Source organism: Pseudomonas sp. NPDC087336 (assembly GCF_044744285.1).
GTDB lineage: Bacteria > Pseudomonadota > Gammaproteobacteria > Pseudomonadales > Pseudomonadaceae > Aquipseudomonas.
Map to the genome: position 1 here is coordinate 83,999 of NZ_JBIUYA010000007.1, position 23,540 is coordinate 107,538.

Sequence of the window (23,540 nt, forward strand, 5' to 3'; positions counted from 1 at the left end):
TGGCGCCTACAGGCGAAGAATGATAACGCGGTCTGTCAGCAATGCGCCCCAGCATGCTCCAACCGATGGAACAACCGGTTGAAATACACCAGGCTATCGCGCGGTTCGCGCACGCCAACCTTGTCCAGCTCCACGAACATCACCGAGTGCGAGCCCACTTCCTTGCACTCGCTGATGCGCCCTTGCAGTTGCACCAGGGCATCGCGCAGCACCGGCACGGCGGCTGCGCCGTCGTCCCACAGGTCCCAGGCAAAACGCTCGGCCATCGGCACCTGGGTCATGCCGGCGAAGTGGCGGGCCAGTTCTTCCTGTTCGCCACACAGCACGTTGACGCACAGGCGGCCGTTGCTGCGGAAGACGTCGTGGGTGGCGCTGTTGCGGTTGACGCACACCAGTACCGTGGGCGGCGAGTCGGTCACCGAGCACACGGCGCTGGCGGTGATGCCACAGCGCCCGCCCGGGCCGTTGGTGGTGATGATGTTTACCGCAGCAGGCAGCTGCGCCATGGCGTTGCGAAAGTCGATTTGCTGCTGGCTCAGGTCGGCCATGTCGATGCCCCTTCCTTCAGGAGGACCGCTTTGAAACGGCCCGTAGGTGATGGAACAAGACTAAGGCTGTGGGCACGGCGCAACCATTCTGACGATCCCCATGGCGAGGTTAGGTTTCCGCTAGTCGACTAGGTGGTTTCTTTATCGCAAGGGCCGGCGACAGTGGGTATCCTGCTTACAGGCTGGAAGAAACACAGCCGATGCGTGCCGCGCGTTCGCGTGCGAAAACAATAATTAGAATTTTCGTGGCAGCCCCTGATGGAAACCCGCAAACCGATTGTTTACATCGTTGATGACGACAAAGACCTGCGCACCTCGTTGGCCTGGCTGCTGGAGTCGGTCAGCGTGCAGGCGCAGTGCTTCGCCGGCGCCGAAGAATTTCTCAGCCAGTACGACCCCAGGCAGCCCGCCTGCCTGGTGCTGGATGTGCGCATGCCGGAAACCAGCGGTTTCCAGTTGCAGGAGATCCTCAACCAGCGCGGCAGCACCTTGCCGACCATTTTCGTCTCGGCCCATGGCGACATCCCGATGTCGGTCACGGCGATGAAGAACGGCGCGCTGGACTTCGTCGAGAAGCCCTACAACCCGCAGCAGATGATCGACCGCATCCAGGCGGCGCTCAAGACCGCCGTGCACGCCCAGGCCGATCAGCAGCAGCGCCAGAACCTGCAGGGCAAGCTGGCGCTGCTGACCAGCCGCGAGCGTGAAGTGTTGATGCTGGTGATCGATGGCAAGGCCAGCAAGGTGATCGCCCGGGAGCTGAACATCAGCGTGAAGACCGTTGACGTGCACCGCACCAAGATCAAGGAAAAGATGGGCGTGACCAGCATTGCCATGCTGGTGCGCGAGGTGCTGCATCTGCCGGTGGATGAGCCGGCGCGGCACTGAACCTCCTCCAGTCGCCGTCAGGCCGCCATCGCGGGCAAGCCCGCCCCCACAGGAATCTCCAGCGTGCACGACTACTGTGTACGACGCAGATACTGTGGGAGCGGGCTTGCCCGCGATGGGGCCAGCACATTCAACATCAATAGCGGGGGTCAGTGCTGGCTATAGCGCTTGCGATAGGCACCCGGCGACACGCCAAAGCGCGATTTGAACGCCGACGAGAAGTAGCTCGAATCCGAGAAGCCCCAGGCGTAACACAGCGCCGAAAGCTTCTGCTCGACATCGGCACGGCGCAGGTTTTGCGCGCAAAAATCAAGGCGCCGGTGCTTGATGTATTGCGCCACCACCAGGCCGCGCTTGGAGAACATCCGGTACAGGCCACGCACGGAAATGCCCACTTCCCGGGCGATCAGTTCGGGGCACAGTTCTTCGTCGCTGAGGTGCGCGTCGATGAAGGCGATGATTTTGCGGAACTGCCGCTCATGGGAATCGGCAGCGCCGTCACGGGCGCTGATCCCCGGCAGCAACAGGCTGGCCAGGGCGTCGAGCACCGCCTCGCTTTCCTGCATGTCCAGCCCTTCCTGCTGACGCGTCTCCAGCACGAGCTTGTTGGCCATCGCCGCCAGGGGGCTGTTGGCGCCGATGCGCGTGGCGCAGTTGACGGCAGTGAAGTGCGAACCCCGCTCCACCACCTGACGCGGCAGGATCAGCGACAACTGGCGCGAGTCATCGTTGTAGGTCATGTCGCTCGGGCGGCTGGCGTCGATCAGGGCGATGTCGCCACAGCCCAGTTGCGTGCGGTTGTCGCCCTGTTCCAGGTGCGAGCTGCCGCGCAGCTGGAACACCGCGTAATAGTGGCCGTCGCTGCTGGTGCTGACGTCCTTGCTGGTGCGATACAGATGCACGTGCGCCATGTCGACCACACTGAGGTTGATCGCGCCGCTGCGAAATTCTGTCAGTTGGCCGTAGAAGTCGGTGTCCAGCGCCCGGGCGTCGAAACGCCCGCAGGCCTGGTTCACCTGGCTCAACCAACTTTCGAACGCCTCGTTGCGCACCGTCGATGCTGTAATCATGTCCGCAAAGCCTCACGTTTTTGTTGTTATTTTTCGACCGCTTCGTCGAGCGGTTCGGTAAAAATGTTTGGTTTTCCAGCCATCTCCTCCCTGGTGGCGCCGGGCGCCCATTCAACAGGCTCCGGCGCACGCTTTCCAGCGTCCTTTAAGTCAAATGTCCAATACCAGACGAGCGGAAAGTGCCCGTGAAACGCAGGCGCAAATCTGCTGATTGGAGGCCTTTTCCTTGTTGGAAAGGCAGTTGTCGCGGTGCTCCGGCACGCCTTCCAGCACCTCGACGATGCAGGTGCCGCAGATGCCTTCGCGGCACTCGGTGTCGATGTCGCAGCCGTGGGCCTGCAATACGTCCACCAGGCTGGTGTTGGCCGGCACTTGCAGCACCACGCCGGAACTGGCCAGCTGCACTTCGAAACTGCCGGCCGGGGCGCTGTTGGCCGCCGGGTCCGCAGCGAAGTGTTCAAGGTGAATGGCCTCATCGGCGCGACTGCGCGCGGCCACTTCCACCACTTTGTTCATGAACGGTGCCGGGCCGCAGGTGTAGACGTGGGCCGCCGGGTTGGCGCGGTCCAGGCAGGCGCTCAAAGCTTGGTCCAGATCCCCCGGTTCGACGCCGTAATGGAACTCCACGTGATCGCCGAAATTCGTCGCCAGCAGTTCGGTAAACGCGGCGTACTGCGCCGAGCGGGCGAAATAATGCAGGCGGTACGGCTGGCCGCTTTCCGTCAGTCGATAGGCCATGCTCAACAGCGGCGTCACGCCGATGCCGGCGGCGAACAGCACGTGTTCGCTAGCAATCGGGTCGAGACGGAACAGGTTGCGCGGCGCCCCCATTTCCAGCTCCATGCCCTCTTCCACTTGCTCATGCAAGGCCTGCGAGCCACCGCGCGACTGTGGCTCTTTCTTCACCGCCACCAGGTAGGCGCGGCGATCCTGCGGCGGGCTGCACAGCGAGTACTGGCGGGTCACCCCGGTCGGCCCGGTCAGGTCGACGTGGGCACCCGGTTCATAGGTGTCGAGCGGCTGGCCGTCACTGCGCACGAGGCGAAAGGAACGGATATCCAGCGCTTCGTCGACGATCCTTTCGATTTTCACCTTCATCATGGCATCACCTGAATACTGTTGTTTCGATTTGTAGGGGTTATTTCGGGCTTAGCGCATGAACAGGCCGCCGTTGATGTCCAGGCACGCGCCTGTCACGGAGGTGGCGTTGTCGGCAATCAACAACAGCACACTGTCGGCGATAAACGCCGGGTCGCCGAGGGTGCCGGCCGGGATCATTTTCAGAATCTGCTCCAGGCGTTCCGGGGCCACGGTTTCGCGCACCACCGGCAAGTCCAGCGGGCCTGGCGAGATGCTGTTGACCGTCACCCCTTGCGGCGCCAGTTCACGGGCAAAGACTTTGGTCAGGGTCGCCACGCCGCCCTTGGCCGCTGCGTAATGCGCGCCGGTGGCGGTGCCGCCGTTCTGCCCGGCCAGGGAAGCAATGTTGACGATGCGGCCAAAACCACGCTCGGCGAAGTGCGCGCCGAACACCTGGCAGGCGACGAAAGTGCCGCGCAGGTTGATCGCCATTGACTCGTCGAACTCTTCGGGCGTGATGTCCATCAGCGCCGCGACTTTCGACACCCCGGCGTTGTTCACCAGGATGTCGCAGCCGCCCCAGCGCTCGACCAGCACGTCACGGGCATGCTGGAAGTCGGACTTGCTGCGTACATCCAGCTCAATGGCGACAGCACTGGCACCGCTGGCATCCAGCTCGGCAGCCAGTCGACGCACCCCATCGAGGCGCACGTCCGCCAGGGCAACGCGATAACCCGCCCTGTGCAGACGGCGGGCGATGCACTCGCCCAGTCCGCGCGAGGCACCCGTTACAAGGGCTACTCGACTCATGATGTTGCCCTCACAGAAGGAAGCCGAGCGCGCTCAGGCTGTCGGTGGAGTTGATCAGCCGCACCACTTTGCGCTCCAGGGTCGGCACGCCATCGGTGAAACGGATGCGGTGGTTCAGGTCGGCCACGAACGGTGTGTGCACGCCGCGCTTGTAGGCGTACAGCAATTGCGCCGAGTTGACTTCGACGATGTCGCCAGCGGCTTCGACCAGGCGGAAACGCGAGACCGTGCGAATGGTTTTCGCCGCGTCCACCGCCGACGGTGAGTAACCGGCGGTCAGGCGTTCGATACGCAGGTCACGCATGCGTGCGTCGTCGTAGGCGTAGTTCAGCGTCGCTTCGAAGTCTTCGGTGTCCGGGTCGATCGGCACGATGTACTTGCCGCTTTCGCTCCACAAGGTCGCCCACTCGGCGTAGTTCTTGTGGTCGAGCAGTTCGGCTTCGCGCCAGATGAATTCGATGGCCTGGGCCAACGGGCCGGAAAAACCGTTCAGGGTGTCTTGATTGCTCATTGGCTCATCATCCTTTTCCACATGTCGTAGGCTCCGCGCATGCCGCCCTCGTCGGTGGCGTGGGAGACCTTGTCGCCGTTTTCAGCGGTGATTTCGCGGTTCAGGCCGCGGTTGACCAGGATTGGCGCGTCGACGCCGGCGTACGAGCCGCGCTGCACGCGGTCCCAGGCTTCGGCATCGTCGGGGCTGCCGAAACCGAACGGGCCCTGGAAGTGTTCGTGGATACGCATGCGTTCGCGGTTGGCGATTTCCGGGCCGCCGTCCATACCGAGGGCCACGTGGCGGATCTCGGTCTCGGTGACCGACACCGGACGCAGCACGCGGAAGAACGACATCGACATCGCCACATTGGGGAACAGGTTCAGGTTGAAACCCGCGCCGTGCAGCGAGCGCACGATGCGGCGCACCTGATCGGCCGGCAGGGTTTTCGACAGTTCCTCGGTGACGTGGGCAAAGCGCTCCTGCAACTGTTCGGTGCCGTCATCGTGATCGAGATCGACGTGCTCCGGCACCATCACCATCACGCTGTGGCCGTTGCCCAGCGAGTGCGTGACGGCCTGCTCGTCGGTCATGAACGAAAGCATTTCCGAGGTTTCTTCATCCACCGACGACATGAACGACTTGTGCACGATCGGGAAGTGGTAACCGTCGGTGGTGTTTTCCAGCTGGATCTTCCAGTTGCCCTTGAAGCTGAACTTGTGTTCGCCCTGGGTCTTGATCGGGTAACCGGCGCCCTGCTTCATGAACAGGTCCATCCAGTGCTTGGCGCCGCCCAGGAAATCTTCCAGCGGTTCGATCTCGTCGTTGTAGCTGGCGAAGACCATGCCGGCATAGCTCTCGACGCGCAGGCTGGTCAGCGGCAGTTCCGACTTTTCCAGGATGCCTTCGTAGCCGTCCGGATACGGCAGCGCACGCAGCTTGCCGTCCAGGCCATAGGACCAGCTGTGGTACGGGCAGGTGAAGCCGGTGGCGTTGCCCTTGTGCTTCTCGCACACAGTCGCACCGCGGTGGCGGCAACGGTTTTCCAGCACGTTGATGTTGTTCTTCTTGTCGCGAACGACGATCACCGGGCGACGGCCGATGGTGGCGGTCTTGAAGTCGCCGCTGTTGCGCACTTCGCTTTCGTGGGCAACCCACACCCAGGTGCGGTAGAAAATCTTCTCGAACTCGGCTTCGAACAGCGCCGGGTCGTTGTACAGCGAGACGTCGACACGGTCGTGCTGGACCAGCTCTTCGGGGCTTTTCGACGTTGCGATCAGCCGGTATTCATGAGTGCTCATGCGGTTCTCCTCATGGCTTCTTGTTAGATTTAAAGGGTTGAGGCTTGCAGCTGCGCACCAAAGGCGCAGACCCGTTCGTCCTGACCTTTGCGACCGACAATCTGCAGGCCGACTTTCAGCCCGCCGCAATCGAGTTCCACCGGCACCGTCAACGCCGGATGGCCGCTGAGGTTGAAGGGACGCACCAGCGGGGTCATGCCGGCCACGGCCTTGCTGCCGCTACGCGCTTCGCTCAGGGTCGGCGGCAGGCTCGGCATGGTCGGTAGTAACAGCACCGCGAACTCTTCGAGCGCCGCGTCGACCTGTTGGGTGAAACGGCTGCGCACGGCTTGCGCCTGAGCCAGCTCATCGCGAGTGGTGCGACTCGCCGCCAGCAGGCGCTGTTCGACATCGGTGCCGATCAGGCCTTTGCCGGTGAGGTGACCAAACACGACCCAGTTTTCGAAATTGATCACGGTCAGGCCGGCGGCGAACGCGGCTTCGAATTCGCTCAATTGCAGGTGGCTGCGACGCCAGCCCGCACGGTCCGCGGCAGCACCGAGGCTGGCTTGCAGATGCGCGTCACAGGCCACGTCGAGGAAGCCGACCTTGGCGCCGTCACCTGGCAAGCCTTGCACGTTGAAACCCGGGCAAATCACCTGCATGGCGGCGATCAGGTCGTCCATGCTCTTGGCGAACGGCCCGACGCAATCGAGGCTGGACTGCAGCGGATGCGCGCCGATGCGACTGACACGGCCGTAAGTCGGCTTCAATCCTGCGATGCCGCAGCAGGCTGCCGGCACCCGCACCGAACCACCGGTGTCGGTGCCGATGGCGATGTCCGCCAAACCGGCGGCGACGGCCGATGCCGAACCACTGGAGGAACCGCCCGGCACCCGATCAGGTGCTTGAGGATTGACTGGCGTGCCGGTCCAGTCGTTGATGCCGGTGACACCAAACGCCAGTTCATGCAGGTTGGTCTTGCCGACGATCTGCCAGCCAGCGTTGAGAATCGCGTCCACCACTTCGGCGTTTTTCGTCGCCACCGGTGCATCGGCAAAGGCACGGCTGCCGGAGCGGGTCGGGTAGCCGGCGATGTCGATGGAATCCTTGATGGCCACGCGTTTGCCATTGCCACCGAGGAGAAATTCGCTGATGAAAGTACTCATGCACCCAGCTCCTTTTTGTACAAACAAGTGCTGAACAAGCGTTGTGTGCGCAAATGCGCGATCAACCACACGCCGTCGACACAGCGGAAATCGATGTTCAGTCGAGTGCCGAACAGTTCGCTGTGCTGATCGGCATAGGTGGAAATCTGCTGCATGATCCACTGCCCTTGCGCCGTGCTGCCGTCGACCACGATCGACTCGCTGGTGAGGTAATGCAGGTTCAGCTGGAAGTGGTCCGACGGCGGCAGGTAACCGCCGACAAACGCTGCCACGGCCTCGCGTCCACGATGCTGGCCGAAGGTTTGTGCGGTCTCGCGGCCAACGCCTTCCCAGATCGCATCGACGCAGAACAGCTCGGCCAGTTCGCTGACCTGGGTCAGCGCCCTCGGCACGTCGCAGAGATCCATGTAGCGCGCCATCAGGCGACGCACCGCGCTTTCCCCTTCGAGCGTTGCCAGACGCTGCAGCAAAGCCTCGTTCATGGCTTACACCTTGGCCGCGTCAGGGATGGTCAGTGGGCGACCGATGCGCGCCTCGACCTTGGCGTAGCGCCACAGGCTGTATTCGTTCACCGGCGTGGTGCGGAACAGGTTGCAGGCGTCGATCACCGACTGGTGGCAGTCGACGTCGGCCATGATGTACACGGTCCAGGGCGAGGTAGTGGACGGGCCGACCATCAGGCGGTCGTCATCCATCGCTCCGAGCACGGTGATGCCGGGCATCGCGCCCAGGTCGCCCATCATCCGGCTGAAGCCTTTCCACACGCTCAGGCCTTCGCCGGTGGGCAGGTCGAAAAAGTTCTGGGTGATGCCGATGCAGAAGACGACGCGCAATGGTTCTTGAGTGGTTTGGGTCATGAGTATTGATCCTTGAAAGAAAGGTTTCAGATGTAGCCCGGGAACGGCTGCACGCCGAGGAACACCGAGCCGGCGCCGTCATACAGCCCTTCGCTGAGGAAGGCGTGCTGGGTCACCACCATCGAGTCGCGCAGGTAGCGTTGCAGCGGATGGCGCAGGTAAATGGCCGTGGTACCGGCCAGGCTGTAGGCGCTTTGCACCACCTCGGCGCCGGCCTGGGACACGTGAATGGCAGACAAGCGCAACAGGCTGGTCTGCTCCGGGGTGACCGGATTGCCAGCGAGGATCGAGTTCCACACCTGTTCGGTGGCGTTGTAGAAGAAACCGCGGGCGGCAGTGAGCTTGGCTTCGGCCTTGGCGATTTCGATGCGCACGTAGGCGCGGTCGGACAGTTTCGGCGCACCGGTGATGCCACTGCCGCCAGCCATGCGGCTGATTTCATCGAGGGCAGCGCGGGCCAGGCCGAGGTTGACCACCGCCAGCACTTGCGCGGCATAGGCAATCGAGGGGTAACGGAACAGCGGTTCGTCGATGGTCGAGGCGCCACCGCGAATGAAGGTCCAGCGCTCGTCCACACGCTTGTCGGACACGCGCAGGTCGTGGCTGCCGGTGCCTTTGAGGCCAACCACGTCCCAGTTTTCGACGATCTCTACCTGCTCCGGGCGGAACACGGCGGTGCGTGGCTTGCCGCCCGCAGCGCCAATGCCCACGCCCAGCAAGTCAGCGCCCTTGCAGCCGCTGGCGAATTTCCAGGTGCCGTTGACTTGATAGCCGCCCTCAACCGCTTCGGCCGGCTGCAATGGAAACAGGCCGCCGGCGAACACCAGATCAGGATTTTGCGCATAGAGTTCAGCCAGTGTTTCGCGTGGCAAAGCCGCCAGGTAGACACCGGCGCTGCCGAAGCTGGCGACCCAGCCCGCCGAGCCGTCGGCTTCGGAGATGCGCTCGATCATTTGCAGGAACAGGGCCGGCGCCAGGGCGTCACCACCGAAGCATTTTGGCGTGGCGGCACGGTAGATACCCACTTGCTTGAAACGCTCGATCATGTCCCGAGGCACATGGGAGCCGGCGTCGAACTCGTCGCGGCGCTGGCGCACTTCATCCAGAACCTGTGCAAAGGCCTGGCTGTCGACGACATTCTCGTCAACGCCGATCGATGCGTCTTGTTGCGCAACCGCTGAACGCAGCATGGGCATTCTCCGTTTTGATTATTGTTAGTGGGGCGACACCGCACCGTTCTACCTGTAGGAGCGAGCGGTGCGGCGATCCGACTTGCCCGCGAAGAACGATGACGCGGTCTGCCTGACAGACCGCAGCGCCTGGTTCGCGGGCAAGCCTCGCTCCTACAATGCGGTCCAGTGTAAAAACCGCTGCGAAGCGCAACCATTGGTGCGTGCAGCCCCCCGGCTAAAGAAATCCCCTAGTTGCACACCGGTTACCTCTGAGCGCGTCCTCCTGTGCGAGCGGGTATAAAGCGCCATACTGGAACCCTCTGCCGTACAGGGCTTTGCGATGTACTTGCCAAAACCGAACGACTTCCATGCGCTGATCGAAGCCATGCCGCTGTGCATCATTCTTCACGATGCGCACACCAAGGAAATTCTCTGGGCCAACGCTGCCGCCCTGGCGGCGCTGGGTTTTACCCTGGAAGAACTGACGCCGCTCAAAGCCCCGGACATGACCCGCGACGCACCGAAGTACCGGCGCTCAGTGGGCCTGCGCTGGCTGGAAGGTGCCGCGCGCACCGGTCAGCGCGCCATCGAGTGGTGCTATCGCTCCAAGCAAGGTGTGGAGATTCTTTCCGAGGCCGTGGCGACCCTGGTGCACCTGGACGGCCGCGATGTGCTGATGGTGCAGTTCCGCGACATCTCCAAGGAGGACAAGGTCAAGCGCGACCTCAAGCGTTTCGAAAGCAGGCTCAAGGCGTTCATGCAGGATTTGGCCGAGGGCGTGGCCGTGCTCGGACCCGAGGGCGAAATCGGTTTTATCAGCGACTCCGGCGCGCACTTGCTCGGCAGTGAAGTCCATCCGTTGATGGGCAAGAACTTCCTGGACTGGTGCGATAAAGCTTCGCGCCAGCGCCTGTTGCAACGGTTCGCCCATGAGACCCCGGAACACACGCCGTTCAACGTGCATTACCAAGTGCAGCGGCGCGACGGCGAATGGCGCTGGCATGATGCGACGTGCCGCTATATAGAGATTGAGGATGACCTGGTTGGCCATCTGCTGCTGTTTCGCGACGTCACCGAGCAGGTGCAGGCCGAAGAAGCGCGGCGCGTCAGCGAGCAGAAACTCGAATACCTGGCGCGCTACAACGCCATGGGTGAAATGGCCGTGGCCATCGCCCATGAACTGAGCCAGCCGCTGGCCGCCACCCGCAATTTCATCGAGGGCGCGGTGATTCGCCTGGGCACCGTGGCCGCCGCCGATCAAGGCGTCACCTGGGGTTTGCAGAGCGCCGTGCGGCAGATCGAGCACGCCTCGGTGATCATCAAGAGCGTGCGCGATTACGTGGTGAAGCTGGAGCAAAGTGAAGAGCTGATCGATCTCAACGAGCTGCTGCGCGAAACCCGCTATTTCATCAGCCTGCGGGCTGACCCAAGCCTGGTACGCGTGGACGTCGTGACCTCACCCATGCCGCTACGGGTCAGTTGCGAGAAGGTGTTGATTGGCCAGGTGATCCTCAACCTGGCGTTCAACGCCATAGAAGAGATGGCCGACCTGCCAGTCGAACGCCGGGTTTTGCGCATTCATGCCAGCGCCGGCGACGGCGTGGCGCTGGTGCGGATCGAGGACTGCGGTCGCGGCATCCAGGCCCAGGCACAAGAGAAGCTGTTCGATGGTTTCTTCTCGTCCAAAGTCAGCGGCAACGGCATCGGCCTGGCGTTGTGCAAGAACATCATCGGCCGTCATCGGGGCGATATCTGGGCGCAAAACCTGGAGCCTTGCGGCGCGGTGTTCAGCTTTTCCCTTCCCCTGGCAACTCCCCCAGTCTGATCGTTCCCACGCTCTGCGTGGGAACGCAGCCCGGGACGCTCCGCGTCCCATCCAAAGCCGAACGCAGAGCGTCCGTTGAGGCATTCCCACGCAGAGCGTGGGAACGATCAGGCCCCCCCACACACTGGCACAGATACACAAACACTTGGCAGGCAGGGCAATTCCCGCGATTGCCGGGCGAGGCACTATTCGATGGTCATCTGCCCACTCACCCGCGATCCGCGTTACCAATAATTCAGGAAGTTCCCCTTATGCGAACAAACAGGATCTCCGTACAGTCAGCGCTAGGCCTGAGCCTGCTTGTACTCGGCTTGAACAGTGCCCGCGCGGACCTGCCCGCCGACACCGGCATTGGCCAGACCACCTTGGCCTTCCCCGCTGAACCGCACCGGGCATTCGTCGTCGATGTCGAGTTCGAAAGCTTCGTCGTCGGGCGTGTCACCGTGGTCGACCCCGACCAGAAACGCGTGCTCGGCATGGTCCCGACCGGCTTTGCCGCGCCTTCGGCCCTGAGCCATGACGGCAAGCTGATCTACAGCGCCGACATTTGGTATTCGCGCGGTACCCGTGGCACCCGCACTGACGTGCTGACCGCGTGGGACAGCTCGACCCTGTCGCCGGCCTGGGAAGTATTGATCCCGAACAAGCGCGCCGAGTCGCTGACCCAGCGCTACGGCCTGAAGACCAGCGGCGATGACCGTTTCGTCTACGTCTACAACTTCACCCCGTCGACCTCGGTGACCGTGGTCGACACCCAGACCAAAGCGGTTGCCACGGAAATCGCGATTCCCGGTTGCGTACTCAACTACCCGGTGGGCAAGCGTCGTTTCGCCTCGCTGTGCGGCGACGGCAGCCTGCAGGTGGTGACCCTCAACGATCAGGGCCAGGAAACCGCGCGCAATCGCACGCCGTTCTTCGACCCGAACGCGGAAAAACTGGTGGAGCGCGCGGTCAACGTCGGCGACACCTACTACTTCACCACCACCACCGGCACCGTGCGCGCCGTGGATTTCTCGGCTGACACGCCAAAAATCCTGCCGAGCTGGTCGCTGGTCACCGACGAAGAGAAGAAAGCCGGTTGGGCACCGGGCGGCTGGCAGCTGATGGCAGTCGCGCCGAAGCTGAACCGCTTGTACGTGCTGATGCACGACGCCCATGAACCGATGAAGTGGGAAGACCCAAGCACCCTGATCTGGGCCTTCGACCTGAAGACCGGCAAGAAAATCGGCACCCTGCAAGCACCGGTTCCGGTTTGGAGCATGCAGGCCACCGGCGATGACAAGCCGCTGCTGCTGGGCACCGACGTTGAAGGCGGCTTGCAGATCTTCGACCTCAAGACCAACCAGCACACCGGCAGCATGGCCAAGGTCGCGAAAACCGCGACTCAGGTCATGAGCTACTAAACGAGGTTCGGCCATGCAATCAGATCCGATCTTCATCCTTGCCAGCGCCATCGCCATTGCGGTGCTGCTGGCCAGTGCCGCAACCCACAAGGTGCGGGCGCCGGCGCGCTTTCGCAAACAGCTTGCCGATTATCAACTGCTGCCCGACGCACTGGTGCGCCCGAGCGCGCGGTTGATCGCGCTGCTGGAACTGGCCATCGCCTTCGCGTTGTTGGTGCCGGTCAGCCGTCCCTGGGCGGCGTTGAGCGCGGCGGGCCTGTTGGCGCTGTACACCGCCGCCATCGGCATCAACCTGTGGCGCGGTCGTCGCGACATCGACTGCGGCTGTGCTGGTCCCGACCAGGCGCAACCGCTGCGCCCGGTCCTGCTGCTGCGCAACAGCGTGCTGGTGGCGCTGGCGCTGGTGGCCTGCGTGGCACCGATTGTCCGCGACATGACTGTGTTCGATGGCTTCGTGACCCTGGCCTCTGCCGCCGTCGCGCTGCTCATCTACGCCGCGGCCGATGGCCTGGCGGCGAACTCCCCTCTTCTGCTCAAATTGATTGGTAGGTAATCAAAATGGAAGGCTTGATAGTTTCCAACGTTCTGCTCTGGGTATTGCTGGTGGCCGTGGCGTTTGTCGTCATGGGCCTGGTCCGTCAGATTGGCGTGCTGCACGGCCGTCTGGCCCCGGCTGGCGCGCTGATGATGGACAAAGGCGTGGCCGTGAACGAGGCCGCACCGCAAGTGACCGCTGCCGACCGTAATGGTCGCCCGGTGAACTTCGGCTACGCCGGTGAGAAATCGCAACTGCTGTTCTTCCTCTCGCCGACCTGCCCGATCTGCAAATCGCTGCTGCCGGCGATCAAGTCCATCGCCAAGGAACAAGCCAATACCCTCGACGTGGTGTTCGTCAGTGATGGCGACATGGACGCCCAGCAAGCACTGATCCGCGAACACAAACTGGAAGACGCCACTTATGTAGTCGGCCCGGAAGTGGGCATGACCTACCAGATCGGCAAGCTGCCGTACGCCGCGCTGATCGACAAGTCCGGCACCCTGCGCGCCAAAGGCCTGGTCAATTCCCGTGAGCACCTTGACAGCCTGTTCGAAGTCGAGCACTTGAAGCATGCCACGCTGCAGCAGTACCTCAATGCCCAGCCCCACGACCATAACCCTTCTCACAATCATGACCACAGCCACGGCCATAGCCACTGATAAGGCAGGGAGACCTTCATGAAACTGCTGGATCTGTTGTTCGAGCGCTCCTCGCGCCGTGTTGCCGACACTACTTCGCGCCGCAAACTGCTGGCACGCATGGGCTCGCTGATCGTTGCCGGTGCCGCCCTGCCCGTGCTGCTGCCGCTGGATCGCACCAGCAAGGCGCTGGCCGCCACTGACCCGAAAGCTGGCGACCCTGGCGATCCGAACAGCTGCGACTACTGGCGCTACTGCTCCATCGACGGCTTTCTGTGCAGCTGCTGCGGCGGTTCGGTGACCTCCTGCCCGCCAGGCACCGAAGCCTCGCAAGTGACCTGGATCGGTACCTGCCGCAACCCGGCCGACGGCAAGGACTACATCATTTCGTACAACGACTGCTGCGGTAAGCAAAGCTGCGCCCAGTGCGCCTGTACCCGTAACGACAGTGAAGAACCGGCCTACCGCCCGTTCAACAACAACGATGTGAACTGGTGCCTGGCCGCCAAATCGCACATCTATCACTGCACCGTTTCGATCATCCGTGGCGTGGCGGTCTGACACGCACCACCGCCGATTGCCCTGGCACCGGCATCGGTCCCCTGTAGGAGCTGGCTTGCCAGCGAATGCGGTCTGACATGTGACATTTTTTGTCGACTGACCCGGCGCCTTCGCTGGCAAGCCAGCTCCTACAGGTCCCCTCTATGGAGACATCTCATGCGCAAGCTGCTGGTCCTCGGTCTCGTCTGCACCCTGAGCGCCCCACTCGCCCATGCCCGGGCCATCCCGGACCCGACGCAGCGTCACGCGCCGGGCAACGAGGAACTGCAAAAGCCCATCGCCGAGGCTGGCTACAGCGTGGGTGTGAACTACCAGTTGCAATGCGCCGGCTGCCATCTGGGCAATGGCATGGGCTCGGCGGCCAATGACACGCCGCGAATGACCGGATTTGTCGGTAACTTCCTGAAAGTCCCCGGCGGTCGCGAATTCCTGGTACGCGTGCCGGGCATGTCGCAATCGGCGTTGAACAACGCGCAACTGGCAGACCTGCTCAACTGGCTGATGCGCGAAGACGGCATGGCCGGCAAAAGCCGCCCCGCCGATTACCAGCCCTACAGCGCAGACGAAGTGGCGGCACTGCGCGCCAAAACCATGCTCAACCTGCCTGGCACCCGCGCCGAACTGATCAGCAAGATGCGCGCCCAAGGCATCGCCATCGAAGACGGGATGAATAACTGACAGCGCTGCCCATGCGCTGCTCATCCGCTCTTCCCGCCCAGGCAATCCAAGTGCTACCGATGGTCGTCCAATCCCCCCAAAAGCAGGCCGGCCGGCGCCTGCGTCAATGCTGCAGACTAAACTTCGTCCATTGCGTGAATGAATCCACGCTGCTGCTAAAGTGATAGCACGGGATGCCGCTTTTTCCCCTGCCTGCAAATTTCGGTGGACGGTGGATTTCTCGACTATAAGTAGCTTGCCGTTGAGGCTAAAGCTCTGAAACGAAGGTGGTTTTGACCTGGATCGCGTTCGGGTTGGGCGCGAGGGGGCAGCAAAAATGGGATCTGATCATGATTTTTGAGCCGAGCAGTAGCCGTTCCGTACTCCAGCGAAGAAGCAGTACCAGTATCTTTATCCAGGCCGGTCTCGATAGCCTTGCTGTAACCAGTGTCGCGTGGTACCTGATTGATTATCACATCGGCTATATCACGCAGGCCTATGTGATCATGGTCCTGCTGTTGCTGGGGGCACTGGCCGTCGTCTACGACCACTACGCCATTTATCGAAGCAACGTCGGGTTCGCCGTCAAGGCCTTCAAACTGTTCAAGGCATGGACCGCCGCCTTTTGTTTTCTCGTCGCCATGGCCTTTCTTACGAAACAGAGCGAACAGTACTCACGTCTGTTGGTCGGTGAGTTGTTCGTCATTGGTTATTTTGCACAACTACTGTTGCACCTCGGGACGCGTGAACTGCAAAAGAAGTTCCTGGCGCACCCCACCCAACGGGACAACGCACTGATCATCGGCTCGGGCGAGCTGGCGGACTTCCTCCACCAGAAAATCAGCAACAATCCCTGGCTGGGTGAACGGGTCGTCGGCTCCGTGTTGATCGGGGCGGCCGATGACCAGGGCAAGGATGGGTCGGAAAACCCCAACCGCCTGGCGATACTGGGTCATATTTCCGATCTTGACGACCTGGTCGTGCAGCACTCCATCCGCACCGTCTACTTCGTCACGCCATTGGACGGGTCGCAGGTGATCAAGGATGTGTATTTGAAGTTGTTCGACAAGCACATCTCGGTCAACTGGGTGCCGGACATCTTTTCCCTGCGCTTGATCAATCACAGCGTTCGCGAGATTGCCGGCATTCCCGTGCTGACCTTGTCCGAAACGCCACTGATGGGCATGCGCCTGCTGCTCAAGAACCTTGAAGACCGCGTGCTGGCGTTTCTCCTGTTGCTTTTGGCCGCGCCAGTGCTGGCCATCGTCGCCATTGCCATCAAGCTCGACAGCCCGGGGCCGGTGTTCTTTCGCCAGCAACGGATGGGCTGGAGTGGTGGGCCTTTTCGCATCTGGAAGTTCAGGAGCATGGTCGTCCATCAGCCCGAAGACGGTGTGGTCAAGCAAGCACAAAGGAATGATCCGCGCATGACCCGGGTCGGCGCCTTCATTCGACGCACCAGCCTGGATGAACTGCCGCAGCTGTTCAACGTGCTGATGGGCGAAATGTCCCTGGTCGGGCCTCGCCCACATGCCATCCAGCACGATGCGCAGTATTCACCCGATATCGCCGACTACTTTGCACGCCACAACATCAAGCCAGGCATTACTGGCCTGGCTCAAGTGCGTGGTTATCGCGGTGAAACCAAGGATATCGAACAGATGATTCGCCGGGTGGATTCGGACATCGAATACATCAACAACTGGTCGCTGTGGCTCGACTTCGTCATCCTTGCCCGAACGGTGACGGCCTTCTCTGGCAAGCATGCCTACTAGTCGTGTATTGCACGATATCCAACACCCGGTAGCGCTGACGATTAGCGTTACCGGGTTATCAACAAGAAAGGAAAACCCTTGAGAAGCATCAGGCCGGAAACAGGTCGAGGGTGCGCTCGACCTCATCGGGGTCGATCCTGAAACCTTCGCCGTCCGGCGTGCCCACTACAAAACCGAAATTTTGCCGGTCGCGATCCGTCAGGTACTTGAAGAAGCAGACGAAACGATCAGGGGGTTGCAGGATCAGCAGCGAACCGCCGGGTGCAAGGACATTGACGCCGTGTATGAGTTGGCTGCCTTCGATGCCGATCACAGTCCTGGCCCCGGCACAGGCGGCGACGATGCTCGCCACATCCATTTTCGACGGGTCGATGATGCGAAAGCCCCGGCGCTCACGCAGACGCTCAGCCAGCTCCAGTTCATTGAGCAACAAGCGCAACTCGCCTTTGTTGCCCCGCAGCACGAATACCCCGGGATGCGGGCTGACATCGACATGTGACAGCAACTTTTCAGACATGGCGCGAAAGCGCAGGTGCTTGTGGCGGTTCTGAGGGATGTCGTCAAAGATCACCAGCTCACGAAAAAATGCGTTGCGCAAACGAAGCGGATTCATGCCCAGCCACTTTTCATAACCGGGGGCGTGAAGTATCCCGTGCCTGGTGGCGCTAACCTCGGTTTCAGCGAGCGCCGTGGTCACCGGCACGCCCTCCTCGCAGGCCATTGGATAGGTGATGCAATCATCCACCATCCACGAGCCAAACCAGGTGTTGCCACCCACGGTGCAATACATCGCCCCGCGGTCGATTTCGTTTTCTATGCGAATCTTCGGCAACCAATGGGCCCTGGGCGATAACCAGGTTTTGGCGTCACCTTTGTAAAGCGCGCCGTCGATCAACCAGGCGTCCTTGAGCAGAAAGGCGCGAGTCGGACCGTGCTGGACGGGACCGTTGCCCTCCATGGTGCGACGGGGATGTTCGAAGGGATAAAACTGCCACCCGGTCACGCGTTCAAGCTGGTTGGGCAGGTAAAAAGCAGGCGGAGCAATCGATACATCCGCGGGAGCCACTTCCCAGGTTTTCAACGCGACACTTTGCAGGTTCAGCGGCGGTTTCCTGGCAAGTTGCTCCTTGAAAATGTGTTTATACGCAGCAAAACTCCATTTCGCCCCAGCGCCGCTCACCAACATATTCGATTGCGACATAAGGATTACCACTCTAATACGTTTAAATATAAATAGCGCTTGTCATCCCTGTGCGCAGAATCAAACTCCAGTCAGTTGCAAATGATGGTTTCCATGACAGGGGGCGACTTCAAATGACCATAGCGACCGCGTAAAGTCTCAAGCAATTGTTCCTGTGGCGCTGTGGCGCTATGAAGATAGACCTTGGCGAGCCCACCAAATCCCATTTCGCGATAGCGCTCGGCAACTTCCTCATCACTTTGCCCGTCCGGCAAACCCAGATGCAGGGTCAGTTTTTTACCCTCTACAGCGAACAAGGGGGTTTCCCAGAGAAATTGCGCCACACCCACCTTGGGCAGCCGGACAAATAGATAACCGTGGTTGTTCAGCGTATCGACATCGCCACCGCGCCGTCTTTTCCATTCCAGCAAGCCATCGTCCGGGCGCGCCAGGCAGGTGCCGATATCGTAATAGTCAAAGCCGTTTTCCAACGCCCATTCCAGCGCCATGAAGGTGGTGATCGAGTTGATTTCCCGTAGTTTTTTCGCATCCGAATAGACAGTTTCGGGGTAGCCGAAACGGATCGTGCTCCAGTAGCGCTTGCCCGCGCGGGTAATCACGCAGCCAAGGTGACAAGCAACCACTTCGTCTTCCAGCAACACCAGGTCCAGTCGGCCGGCGGTTTTCGCCACCCTTCGCACTTCCTGCTGCTCGATTTGCGAAGCAGACGTGCCATGCCTTGCACTGGCATAGGGCTGCAGCATGCCCTGGTCGGCACTTTCGATTTCGTCGTCGTTCAACGCCTGTTTAAGGCGATAGCGCAAGCGATTCTTGCGAAGATTGCGGCGCAACTCGGAGTTGTATCTTGCGGTGATGTCCTCGATCGACCGGCCCAGAGGTACTACAGCGCTAAGATACTGGGGCACGCAGAGTGCGCCCGGCGTCGGTATTTCACTGACAAACACCGTCCGGCCTGATTTATCCGCCTTGACTTGCTGATTGGCTACCTGAGGTTCAGCCCCCATGAGAACTTTCACAAATTCGCGCTGTGCCTTGCGGCCCATATAGAGAATGTCGTAAGCGCTGTCTTCGCGCAGCTTGAACCTGACAAATTCCCAGCGCCAGAAACAGGCTCGGCCGGCAATATCGTGCAGCCAGGCGTGGGCTTTCCTCAGTTCAAAGCGTACCGACGGCGTGATCAACTGACGCAACTGTGCCTTTACATATTCTTTCATTTTGTATTAACACTAATTAATTAAAGAAAGATTATTCGGAAGTTCGAATCAAGGAATAACAGACGGAAAACCAGGCTTCGATTCGAAGGCGCTTGACGTCAAACTTTCGTCGCCATTCGCATAAAAGGCGAAACAAATCTCTACCGCGCCAGCAAGTCGTCGCTTACATGAGCAGTAAAGATGCTATGCCAGAGTTTTGCAAGATATTGCAGAGCCAACCCTGCTCATACGCCCCGACCTCACCCGCCAGTCGGCGCTGTGCAGGCAAGCGTTCTCAATATGAACATCGGGTTACCGACCACGTAGCGACTGAACAGGCGCTTGGGCTCACTGACCAGCCTGAACACCCATTCGCAACCCAGGCCCCGCATCCATTGCGGAGCGCGGTTCACCTTGCCACCGAGAAAGTCCAGGATCGCCCCCCCACACACGATCAGGCAAGGCACGCCGCTGGCCGCCAGCCGGGCAGCAACGACTTCCTGCCTGGGCATGCCCATGCCCAACACCACCAGTTCCGGCTGATGTTGCCGGGCGAGTTCCAGGTAGGTCTCGACGTCGGCGAAACCATGGTGAACAGACACGACATCGACCGCCAATGCAGCCTCGCAATGCTTTGCCGCATTGGCCAGAAAAGGCTCTTGCGTGCCCCACAGAGCCACGCGCCGTCCATGGTAGGCTGACAGTATTTTGGGGATGAAATCCGTGCCGTTCATGTTCAGCCCCGGCTCCCTGCCCATTCGGCGAAACAGGATCGACATGCCGGAGCCATCGCGCAGCAACACGTCGGCGGCCGACAGTGCCTGGTAGTAGGCGTTGTCCTTGGCAACCAGGTTCATGGCATGGGCATTGACGAATCCAAGCACCGTCGCCCGTTGCGGCCTGGACAACGCCTCGATCAGGCGCTGCTCTTGATCGGCATCGGCGATGACCCTGAGTGTCTGGATGATCGTTTGCCAATTGTGCTGCCAGGCCAATGCGCGCATCAGGAGTCATCTCGCTTGGAACGCACCCATTCAACCTGGCGTTTAACCAGGAAGCCGAGGTACAGGGGGATTTTCTTCAGTGCGTAGAATGGTGCATACAGCAAGGCGGAAAAGGCGATGATGGCGCGACCGAACTGGCTCCACGCCAGCAAGATGGTCACCATCAACAGGCCCACCCCGACCGATGCGATCAACGCCGGCAGCCATGCGCCGAACAGCCAGAACACCAACCAGGACAGGGTAAACGCCGCGCCCAACAACAACGTCAGCAAGGCCAGCGGCGGTACCAATAGATCCAGGGTCATGGCCAGCAGGTTGAAGTTGCGTCGGGCAAGCGACTCCACGAGCAATTTTGGCGCGTCCCCCAGGATCACGCCCAGGTGACCATGCTCCCAGCGCGTACGCTGGGTCGTGAGGCCTTCGTCACTGCGCGGGAAATAGCTGGTCACCAGGGCATCGGGGCAAAACAACGGCGGCTTGCCGCTGCGACAGAAATCCAGGCCCATTTTCAGGTCTTCAACGATGTGGCCACTGGCAAGGGTGATCAAGGGCAGGTCGCGCCAGACGAACGCCATGCCCGTGCCCATCAGCTGGCAGGGCAACCCCAGCCGGGCCCAGCCTTGTGGCCGCACCCGATTCTTCACGCACCAGGCAAACTCGGCGATCTGCACCTTCAGCCCGGAACCCGCCGGGGCACGCATCAGGTCAAGCGCCTGGGTCGGCCGCCCCGAGTCGATGCATTGTATGGCCAGGCGCTCGATGAAGCCCTCGTTCACCTGGCAATCGGCATCGACGATGATCAGCACGTCCGGCGCATCGCTGGCCAGGTGACGCGCGCCAAAATCCAGGGCATAGCCCTTGCCACGCTGCTGGGCATTGCTGCGCTCCACAACCTCGGCGCCGGCCGCACGGGCCATCGCGGCGGTATCGTCAGAACAGTTGTCGGCGACCACCAACAGGCGGTCGCCCTCCTGCAATTGCGGGCGCAGGGAATTCAATGTGGCCTGGATAATCGAGGACTCATTGTGGGCCGGCACCAGCACTGCGACCCGAGGTCGCGGGCGTTGCGCGAGCGCTTGTGTGCGCACCGGCAAGCCCGCCAGCAGCACTTGCACGAACAGCACCAACACCGGCAGGAGGATGATCGCCAGCGCTACGCCGAGTAGCCAATTGAGGAATGTGATCATGCTTGCGCCTTGAACAGATGAGCCAACTTGGTCGCTTCCGTATCGATATCGTGGCGCTCCAGCACCCGCTGATAAGCCGCCTCGCCCATGCGCTGCAACTGCTCGACAGGCTGTGCCAGGCAGTCCGCCAGCGCCGCCGCCAACTCTTCCACCGCGCCGGCGGGAAACAGCCAGCCGTTCTCGCCCTGGCGCACCAGTTCGGGAATGCCCGCCACATAAGTCGTCAGCACCGGCCGGCGCAACGCCATGGCTTCCATGATGACCACCGGCAAACCTTCGGCGAAGCTCGGCAAGACCAGGGCCCGGGCGGCGAGAATCTCCGTGCGCACCTGTTCGCTGCTGATCCATCCGGTGATTCGCACACGCGATTGCAGGCCATGCCGGGCAATCAGTTCTTCGATTTGCGGGCGCATTTCGCCGTCACCGGCCAGGACTATCTCGAACGCCACGCCCTGCTCGGCCAAGCGGCGCGCGGCCTCAAGCAACAGCAATTGGCCTTTCTGCTCACACAAGCGCCCCACGCAGACCAACCGCGGCGCGGACGGCACCGCCACCGCCGGCACATCGTGGAAGGCCCGCTCCAGGCCACAATGCACGACCTTGACCCGCGCCCAGTGCGCATGTTCGACCCAGCGATACAGCTGGCTGCGCCCATAGGCGCTGATAGCCGCGACAAACGCCGAGCGCCGGACTTTCTCGCCCAGGTGGATGAACTGCGCCTTGTCGAACTCTTCCGGGCCATGCACGGTAAAGCTGTAGGTCGGGCCGCCGAGTGCGTTGACCAGCATCACCACTTCGGTCGAGTTGGTGCCGAAATGGGCATGCACGTGCCGGGCGCCGAACGCCTGTACCCATGACAGCACGCGACATGCCTCGAGCAAATAGATCAGATGGTACGGCCAGGACCGATCGGCACGCCGGCCCATGCGCAACGCCAGCCACAGCGTCGAAAAGAACCGCCGCGGCTGGGCACGCAGCACCTGCAGCGCAGGTCGCAACAGCGCTTTGACGCCACCCTCCAGCACATAGCGGGTCTTGCTGCGTTCGGACTCGTCCTCGGCGTCCACCAACTCGGCATCCCAGCCTCTCAGCGCGATGCGTTGAACCTCAAAGCCCTGGCGCTCCAACGCCAGGATCTCGCGACGAATGAAGCTATGGCTGACCTTCGGGTACTGATTGATGAAATAAGCGATACGCATGGGCACCCGGCTTGAATGTCGTCGAAGTTATTACTGCAGGTACCCCCACAGTAGTCCAGTAACCGGTCACGTCAATTCACTGCGTAGCTGCCGATCAACACCTGGTCGATCCTGGCAAAGGTATCGTCCAGCAACTCATAGCGCCGGCGATACATGGCGCGTTTTTTTGAAGCAATGGTGTCCAGTGGCTTTCTGGACGATGCCATGGGAATTTCAAAAAAATCTTCGCGCGCAGAAGGTGTCGCCCCATGCTCAAGCCAGATCGAATCATAATTGGCGGCCAGCTCCTGGGCTTTATGCGCGCCAAAATACGGGTGGCGATGATGACGATAGACATCCCCTACCGCGTAGATTTTTCCGACACCGATATTGCCGGCGATGTACTTGATCACTTCAATCAGAAAACTCCTGGGCCGCAGGCCTTCGAAGTCCTTGGTGACATCCCTGTAGATGCCCAGCGATCGGTCGCTCTCGATACCTTTGTGTATGCCCTGCACGGCACCAATGAAGATGCAAAGCTCACCGTCCGTGCAACACAAGGTGAAGGCGATCGAGGCAATGCGCAAATCGCCCTGGAACAGGTTCAGCACCAGCTCGCCTTCACGCATGAACCAGAACGGGCGGTCCAGCACCAGGGTACAGCCGGCGGACCACGCCGTCAGGTCGCTCAAGACCAGACTGTCGTCGCGTCCGAACAGCAGTAGCTGCGGGCAGCTTTTCGTGACCACCTCGTAATGCGAGGCCATGACGCCCAATTTGTCCTGGGAGCTCCAGCTTTTGCTGATGTAGGGCCAGTGGATGACGCCCAGGCAATCGCCGCCGAGTTTCTCGATACCGGTATCGCCCAGCGCGTTGGACATACGCCCGAAAAACACATTCAACTCGGCCCAGTTCTTGCCCACCAACAGCGCAAACTTGAGTTTGTTCTTCAAGGCCCTCAGGGAATAGCCAGCGTGCAGGGAGAAGACGCTTTTGACGATTATCCAATAGTCCAT

24 protein-coding genes are annotated in these 23,540 nt (G+C 61.2%); 8 read left to right on the forward strand and 16 right to left on the reverse strand.

Features of this window, described 5'->3' with window-relative positions; genetic code table 11:
* Positions 1–35 precede the first annotated feature (35 nt).
* Complete coding sequence (gene hpaC / locus ACIO0C_RS09020) at positions 36–548, reverse strand: 4-hydroxyphenylacetate 3-monooxygenase, reductase component (RefSeq protein ID WP_401310526.1); 513 nt, start codon at positions 546–548, stop codon at positions 36–38.
* A 258-nt stretch (positions 549–806) separates the two neighbouring features.
* On the opposite strand from hpaC, the gene ACIO0C_RS09025 reads away from it, so the two are divergent.
* Entirely contained in the window at positions 807–1,436 is a 630-nt protein-coding gene (locus ACIO0C_RS09025; protein ID WP_401310529.1) for a response regulator transcription factor, read from the forward strand.
* Between the two features lie 149 nt (positions 1,437–1,585).
* Here the strand turns inward: ACIO0C_RS09025 and feaR are convergent, their stop codons facing one another.
* From feaR to ACIO0C_RS09070, 9 genes are all read right to left on the reverse strand, one after another.
* On the reverse strand, positions 1,586–2,506 hold the full coding sequence (gene feaR / locus ACIO0C_RS09030) for a transcriptional regulator FeaR (RefSeq protein WP_401310532.1): 921 nt from the start codon (positions 2,504–2,506) through the stop codon (positions 1,586–1,588).
* A 150-nt stretch (positions 2,507–2,656) separates the two neighbouring features.
* The gene (locus ACIO0C_RS09035) at positions 2,657–3,607 is read right to left on the reverse strand and encodes a PDR/VanB family oxidoreductase (protein WP_401310535.1); all 951 of its coding nucleotides are present in this window, start codon (positions 3,605–3,607) and stop codon (positions 2,657–2,659) included.
* Positions 3,608–3,655: 48 nt separating this feature from the next.
* Positions 3,656–4,396 (reverse strand): SDR family NAD(P)-dependent oxidoreductase, encoded by a 741-nt coding sequence (locus ACIO0C_RS09040; RefSeq protein ID WP_401310538.1) that lies wholly within the window; start codon positions 4,394–4,396, stop codon positions 3,656–3,658.
* 10 nt (positions 4,397–4,406) lie between these two features.
* Complete coding sequence (locus ACIO0C_RS09045; RefSeq protein ID WP_323608482.1) at positions 4,407–4,907, reverse strand: aromatic-ring-hydroxylating dioxygenase subunit beta; 501 nt, start codon at positions 4,905–4,907, stop codon at positions 4,407–4,409.
* Positions 4,904–6,187 (reverse strand): Rieske 2Fe-2S domain-containing protein, encoded by a 1,284-nt coding sequence (locus tag ACIO0C_RS09050; RefSeq protein ID WP_401310542.1) that lies wholly within the window; start codon positions 6,185–6,187, stop codon positions 4,904–4,906. Before ACIO0C_RS09050 ends, ACIO0C_RS09045 begins: the two co-directional genes overlap by 4 nt.
* Positions 6,188–6,216: 29 nt before the next feature.
* Positions 6,217–7,335 (reverse strand): amidase, encoded by a 1,119-nt coding sequence (locus tag ACIO0C_RS09055; RefSeq protein WP_401310545.1) that lies wholly within the window; start codon positions 7,333–7,335, stop codon positions 6,217–6,219.
* Positions 7,332–7,817, reverse strand: coding sequence for a nuclear transport factor 2 family protein (locus tag ACIO0C_RS09060; protein WP_401310548.1), 486 nt, complete (start codon positions 7,815–7,817; stop codon positions 7,332–7,334). Before ACIO0C_RS09060 ends, ACIO0C_RS09055 begins: the two co-directional genes overlap by 4 nt.
* A 3-nt stretch (positions 7,818–7,820) precedes the next feature.
* Positions 7,821–8,192 carry a hypothetical protein gene (locus tag ACIO0C_RS09065; RefSeq protein WP_401310551.1) on the reverse strand — a complete coding sequence of 124 codons (372 nt, stop codon included), beginning with the start codon at positions 8,190–8,192 and terminating at the stop codon, positions 7,821–7,823.
* A gap of 26 nt (positions 8,193–8,218) precedes the next feature.
* A complete protein-coding gene (locus tag ACIO0C_RS09070) occupies positions 8,219–9,382 on the reverse strand; it encodes an acyl-CoA dehydrogenase family protein (RefSeq protein ID WP_401310553.1) in 1,164 nt (387 codons plus the stop codon).
* A gap of 322 nt (positions 9,383–9,704) precedes the next feature.
* On the opposite strand from ACIO0C_RS09070, the gene ACIO0C_RS09075 reads away from it, so the two are divergent.
* The 7 genes from ACIO0C_RS09075 (at position 9,705) to ACIO0C_RS09105 (ending at position 16,761) form a co-directional block, all read left to right on the forward strand.
* Positions 9,705–11,189 (forward strand): sensor histidine kinase, encoded by a 1,485-nt coding sequence (locus ACIO0C_RS09075; protein ID WP_401310556.1) that lies wholly within the window; start codon positions 9,705–9,707, stop codon positions 11,187–11,189.
* Between the two features lie 251 nt (positions 11,190–11,440).
* Positions 11,441–12,592 carry an amine dehydrogenase large subunit gene (locus ACIO0C_RS09080; RefSeq protein ID WP_401310558.1) on the forward strand — a complete coding sequence of 384 codons (1,152 nt, stop codon included), beginning with the start codon at positions 11,441–11,443 and terminating at the stop codon, positions 12,590–12,592.
* 13 nt (positions 12,593–12,605) lie between these two features.
* Positions 12,606–13,145, forward strand: a complete 540-nt coding sequence (locus ACIO0C_RS09085; protein WP_401310560.1) for a MauE/DoxX family redox-associated membrane protein — start codon at positions 12,606–12,608, stop codon at positions 13,143–13,145.
* A gap of 5 nt (positions 13,146–13,150) precedes the next feature.
* A complete protein-coding gene (gene mauD / locus ACIO0C_RS09090) occupies positions 13,151–13,789 on the forward strand; it encodes a methylamine dehydrogenase accessory protein MauD (RefSeq protein WP_401310563.1) in 639 nt (212 codons plus the stop codon).
* Between the two features lie 18 nt (positions 13,790–13,807).
* Complete coding sequence (locus tag ACIO0C_RS09095; RefSeq protein ID WP_008062110.1) at positions 13,808–14,329, forward strand: methylamine dehydrogenase light chain; 522 nt, start codon at positions 13,808–13,810, stop codon at positions 14,327–14,329.
* Between the two features lie 156 nt (positions 14,330–14,485).
* Positions 14,486–15,007 carry a cytochrome C gene (locus tag ACIO0C_RS09100; protein WP_401310566.1) on the forward strand — a complete coding sequence of 174 codons (522 nt, stop codon included), beginning with the start codon at positions 14,486–14,488 and terminating at the stop codon, positions 15,005–15,007.
* A 329-nt stretch (positions 15,008–15,336) separates the two neighbouring features.
* Positions 15,337–16,761, forward strand: coding sequence for an undecaprenyl-phosphate glucose phosphotransferase (locus tag ACIO0C_RS09105; protein ID WP_401310569.1), 1,425 nt, complete (start codon positions 15,337–15,339; stop codon positions 16,759–16,761).
* An 88-nt stretch (positions 16,762–16,849) separates the two neighbouring features.
* Here ACIO0C_RS09105 and ACIO0C_RS09110 read toward each other — a convergent pair whose 3' ends face one another.
* The 6 genes from ACIO0C_RS09110 to ACIO0C_RS09135 all read right to left on the reverse strand — a co-directional run bounded on the left by ACIO0C_RS09110 (position 16,850) and on the right by ACIO0C_RS09135 (position 23,540).
* The gene (locus ACIO0C_RS09110; RefSeq protein ID WP_401310572.1) at positions 16,850–17,962 is read right to left on the reverse strand and encodes a glycosyltransferase 61 family protein; all 1,113 of its coding nucleotides are present in this window, start codon (positions 17,960–17,962) and stop codon (positions 16,850–16,852) included.
* Positions 17,963–18,033: 71 nt separating this feature from the next.
* Complete coding sequence (locus tag ACIO0C_RS09115; protein ID WP_401310575.1) at positions 18,034–19,176, reverse strand: hypothetical protein; 1,143 nt, start codon at positions 19,174–19,176, stop codon at positions 18,034–18,036.
* Positions 19,177–19,415: 239 nt separating this feature from the next.
* Positions 19,416–20,159, reverse strand: coding sequence for a WecB/TagA/CpsF family glycosyltransferase (locus ACIO0C_RS09120; protein WP_401310577.1), 744 nt, complete (start codon positions 20,157–20,159; stop codon positions 19,416–19,418).
* Positions 20,159–21,346, reverse strand: coding sequence for a glycosyltransferase family 2 protein (locus tag ACIO0C_RS09125; RefSeq protein ID WP_401310580.1), 1,188 nt, complete (start codon positions 21,344–21,346; stop codon positions 20,159–20,161). The genes ACIO0C_RS09120 and ACIO0C_RS09125 overlap by 1 nt, the downstream gene beginning before the upstream one ends.
* The gene (locus tag ACIO0C_RS09130) at positions 21,343–22,545 is read right to left on the reverse strand and encodes a glycosyltransferase (protein ID WP_401310582.1); all 1,203 of its coding nucleotides are present in this window, start codon (positions 22,543–22,545) and stop codon (positions 21,343–21,345) included. Before ACIO0C_RS09130 ends, ACIO0C_RS09125 begins: the two co-directional genes overlap by 4 nt.
* A gap of 71 nt (positions 22,546–22,616) precedes the next feature.
* On the reverse strand, positions 22,617–23,540 hold the full coding sequence (locus ACIO0C_RS09135) for a DUF535 family protein (protein ID WP_401310585.1): 924 nt from the start codon (positions 23,538–23,540) through the stop codon (positions 22,617–22,619).

Bases quoted from the DNA above. Each gene is read 5' to 3' on its own strand.
- ACIO0C_RS09100 (WP_401310566.1), top strand. From the start codon at position 14,486: ATGCGCAAGCTGCTGGTCCTCGGTCTCGTCTGCACCCTGAGCGCCCCA.
- ACIO0C_RS09040 (WP_401310538.1), bottom strand. From the start codon at position 4,396: ATGAGTCGAGTAGCCCTTGTAACGGGTGCCTCGCGCGGACTGGGCGAG.
- ACIO0C_RS09075 (WP_401310556.1), top strand. From the start codon at position 9,705: ATGTACTTGCCAAAACCGAACGACTTCCATGCGCTGATCGAAGCCATG.
- ACIO0C_RS09070 (WP_401310553.1), bottom strand. From the start codon at position 9,382: ATGCTGCGTTCAGCGGTTGCGCAACAAGACGCATCGATCGGCGTTGAC.
- ACIO0C_RS09080 (WP_401310558.1), top strand. From the start codon at position 11,441: ATGCGAACAAACAGGATCTCCGTACAGTCAGCGCTAGGCCTGAGCCTG.
- mauD (WP_401310563.1), top strand. From the start codon at position 13,151: ATGGAAGGCTTGATAGTTTCCAACGTTCTGCTCTGGGTATTGCTGGTG.
- ACIO0C_RS09035 (WP_401310535.1), bottom strand. From the start codon at position 3,607: ATGATGAAGGTGAAAATCGAAAGGATCGTCGACGAAGCGCTGGATATC.
- ACIO0C_RS09065 (WP_401310551.1), bottom strand. From the start codon at position 8,192: ATGACCCAAACCACTCAAGAACCATTGCGCGTCGTCTTCTGCATCGGC.
- ACIO0C_RS09110 (WP_401310572.1), bottom strand. From the start codon at position 17,962: ATGTCGCAATCGAATATGTTGGTGAGCGGCGCTGGGGCGAAATGGAGT.
- feaR (WP_401310532.1), bottom strand. From the start codon at position 2,506: ATGATTACAGCATCGACGGTGCGCAACGAGGCGTTCGAAAGTTGGTTG.
- ACIO0C_RS09130 (WP_401310582.1), bottom strand. From the start codon at position 22,545: ATGCGTATCGCTTATTTCATCAATCAGTACCCGAAGGTCAGCCATAGC.
- ACIO0C_RS09120 (WP_401310577.1), bottom strand. From the start codon at position 20,159: ATGCGCGCATTGGCCTGGCAGCACAATTGGCAAACGATCATCCAGACA.
- ACIO0C_RS09085 (WP_401310560.1), top strand. From the start codon at position 12,606: ATGCAATCAGATCCGATCTTCATCCTTGCCAGCGCCATCGCCATTGCG.
- ACIO0C_RS09135 (WP_401310585.1), bottom strand. From the start codon at position 23,540: ATGGACTATTGGATAATCGTCAAAAGCGTCTTCTCCCTGCACGCTGGC.
- ACIO0C_RS09105 (WP_401310569.1), top strand. From the start codon at position 15,337: ATGATTTTTGAGCCGAGCAGTAGCCGTTCCGTACTCCAGCGAAGAAGC.
- ACIO0C_RS09060 (WP_401310548.1), bottom strand. From the start codon at position 7,817: ATGAACGAGGCTTTGCTGCAGCGTCTGGCAACGCTCGAAGGGGAAAGC.
- ACIO0C_RS09095 (WP_008062110.1), top strand. From the start codon at position 13,808: ATGAAACTGCTGGATCTGTTGTTCGAGCGCTCCTCGCGCCGTGTTGCC.
- ACIO0C_RS09055 (WP_401310545.1), bottom strand. From the start codon at position 7,335: ATGAGTACTTTCATCAGCGAATTTCTCCTCGGTGGCAATGGCAAACGC.
- ACIO0C_RS09025 (WP_401310529.1), top strand. From the start codon at position 807: ATGGAAACCCGCAAACCGATTGTTTACATCGTTGATGACGACAAAGAC.
- ACIO0C_RS09050 (WP_401310542.1), bottom strand. From the start codon at position 6,187: ATGAGCACTCATGAATACCGGCTGATCGCAACGTCGAAAAGCCCCGAA.
- hpaC (WP_401310526.1), bottom strand. From the start codon at position 548: ATGGCCGACCTGAGCCAGCAGCAAATCGACTTTCGCAACGCCATGGCG.
- ACIO0C_RS09125 (WP_401310580.1), bottom strand. From the start codon at position 21,346: ATGATCACATTCCTCAATTGGCTACTCGGCGTAGCGCTGGCGATCATC.
- ACIO0C_RS09045 (WP_323608482.1), bottom strand. From the start codon at position 4,907: ATGAGCAATCAAGACACCCTGAACGGTTTTTCCGGCCCGTTGGCCCAG.
- ACIO0C_RS09115 (WP_401310575.1), bottom strand. From the start codon at position 19,176: ATGAAAGAATATGTAAAGGCACAGTTGCGTCAGTTGATCACGCCGTCG.